This is a genomic window from Bacillota bacterium, from assembly GCA_040754675.1.
In the GTDB taxonomy this organism is placed as follows: domain Bacteria; phylum Bacillota; class Limnochordia; order Limnochordales; family Geochordaceae; genus Geochorda.
In genome coordinates this window covers 1-2,003 of the sequence record JBFMCJ010000682.1, presented here as the reverse complement: position 1 = coordinate 2,003, position 2,003 = coordinate 1, and the positions used below count along the sequence as shown (strand labels likewise).

Here is a 2,003-nt window from a genome sequence, read left to right as displayed (position 1 = left end):
CGGGCTGGCCGGAGGTGCCGTGGGGTGTGTTCTTCCGCGCGTGGCTGGAGTGGGCGCTAATCCTGGGCTTGCTCGGCGGAGGGCTGGGTGCGGTAGCCGGATGGGTGGCCTGGGACGCGGTGGAGCTCGGTGTGGGCATGGGCGCCGCGTTCGGGTTCAAGGCCGCGGCCACCCATTTGAAACGGTTCACCACTTCGGGTGCTGGCGCCGCGGGCACCTCAGGTGGCTGAAGTGCGCCTACCGCTTTCTCTGATGCTGCAGGCGACTCCTCGGTGGGTTTCCAGGCGGGGGCGGTGGGGTCTACACCCCGGCCTCTGTCTCGTTGACCATGGAAAGGAGGAATGGGAGGTGCTTCGCGTCATTGCGTCCTTCGGCAGGCTCAGGATGCGGTTTCGCCGCGGTGTTGGCGCGCTTGGGTCAGAGCGCGGCACTGTGGACGAGCGTGCGTACCTGGTGACGCTTGTGATTGTTGCCGTGGCCGCGGTGTTGGCGCTTCTTGGGGGTGCTCTTCCCAGACCGGCTTGGGAGCGCGCGGAGGTGGTCCTGGCGGTGGTCTCGGTAGTTGTGCTTTTTTGGATGTGCTTGCTCACGTTTGGCGCCCTGGAATTTCTGAGGAGGTGCGGGTGTGGGAAGCGGCCTTAGGGGCAGCGGGCCTGTGTTACCGGCCGGCCGGTTGCTTTGTTAAGCCGGAAACGGCACACCCGTGTGGGCTGGGCGCCCGACCAAGAACTTGAGGGAGGTGGGATCGGATGTTCTGGACCTCTGGCGACGTTGGCCTGGTGGTTTTCGTGCTACCGGCACTCGTTTTCTCGTTCTGGGCGCAGGCCCGGGTCAGGGCCGCCTTCGAGCGCTACTCGCGGGTCGGTCCCTCCGGGGGCAAGACAGGCGCCCAGGTGGCTGCGGAGGTGTTGCGGCGGGCCGGGTTGACGGAGGTAGGAGTACTGCAGGTGTCCGGTGAACTGACCGACCACTATGACCCCCGGCAGCGGGTGGTATGCCTCTCGCCGGCCGTTTACGGCAGCGCCTCGCTGGCTGCCCTGGGGGTGGCGGCCCACGAGGCGGGGCACGCGATTCAGCACGCCGTGGGCTACCGGCCGCTGGCCGTACGCAACAGCTTGGCCCCCGCTGTGGGGTTCGGGTCCCAGGCCGCAGTGCCCCTGTTCTTCCTCGGGCTGATCTTTGGTTGGGGGCCGCTCCTGGACCTGGGGCTGTTCCTGATGCTCGGCGTGGTGGCCTTCGCGGTTCTCACGCTGCCCGTGGAGTATGACGCCAGCCGCCGGGCCCTGGCCGAACTGCAGGCGGGGGGATACCTGCGCACGGATGACGAGGTGCGGGGCGCCCGCGAGGTGCTGAACGCCGCCGCCCTGACGTACGTGGCGGCTCTGGCCGTGGCGCTGGCGCAGCTTCTGCGGATGGCGCTGCTCCGGGAGGGCCGGAGGCGCTGAGGCGCGGAGCGGGGCCTGCCGCCTGCCGGGGCCTGGTTGTGGCCCTGCGGGGCGGTTGTGCGGCGGGCGGATACCGGGGGGATGTTCCACGTAGCCGGTTTCTTGAGCCGCGGGCATGCGTGTCATGCTCGGAGCGTGCTCGGGTCCGTGCGCGGCACCACACATGAGTGCGCGCTACCGGCGGCGCTTTTGACTACCGTCGTGCTGGTGGTCCTGCTGTTTTCCAGAGGCGAATCTCCCGGATCGGGCCGGGAGCGGGTGAACATCGTAGAACAGGTCATGGTCGTTGTGGGTTTGTACGTTCCTACGTTCCTTGGACTGCTTATCGTCGTGTTCTGCGGTCTGGCGGCTGCGGAGGGGTACCGCCGCAGGAAGCGGCGTTCGGCCAGGTTCTGACGAACCGGTCGTCGTGCAGCAGGCCGGGGTGCGCACCCGGCCTGCTTGTTTCCGGGCGGTAGTTGAGTTGAGAGGAGGCAGGCCATGAACGCGAGAGAGGCAACCCAGTTCGTCAAGGCTTTCGGGGTTTTCGGCTGTTTTGACAACGAGTGGCAATGGCAC

Annotated in this window: 3 protein-coding genes; all 3 read left to right on the top strand. The window is 67.6% G+C overall.

Features of this window, described 5'->3' with window-relative positions; genetic code table 11:
- On the top strand, positions 1 to 230 hold a 230-nt coding region (locus AB1609_22475; protein ID MEW6049200.1), incomplete at its 5' end, for a hypothetical protein.
- A 519-nt stretch (positions 231 to 749) separates the two neighbouring features.
- Positions 750 to 1,445, top strand: coding sequence for a zinc metallopeptidase (locus tag AB1609_22470; GenBank protein MEW6049199.1), 696 nt, complete (start codon positions 750 to 752; stop codon positions 1,443 to 1,445).
- A gap of 147 nt (positions 1,446 to 1,592) precedes the next feature.
- Positions 1,593 to 1,841, top strand: a complete 249-nt coding sequence (locus AB1609_22465; protein ID MEW6049198.1) for a hypothetical protein — start codon at positions 1,593 to 1,595, stop codon at positions 1,839 to 1,841.
- Positions 1,842 to 2,003 lie beyond the last annotated feature (162 nt).

Bases quoted from the DNA above. Each gene is read 5' to 3' on its own strand.
- AB1609_22470 (MEW6049199.1), top strand. From the start codon at position 750: ATGTTCTGGACCTCTGGCGACGTTGGCCTGGTGGTTTTCGTGCTACCG.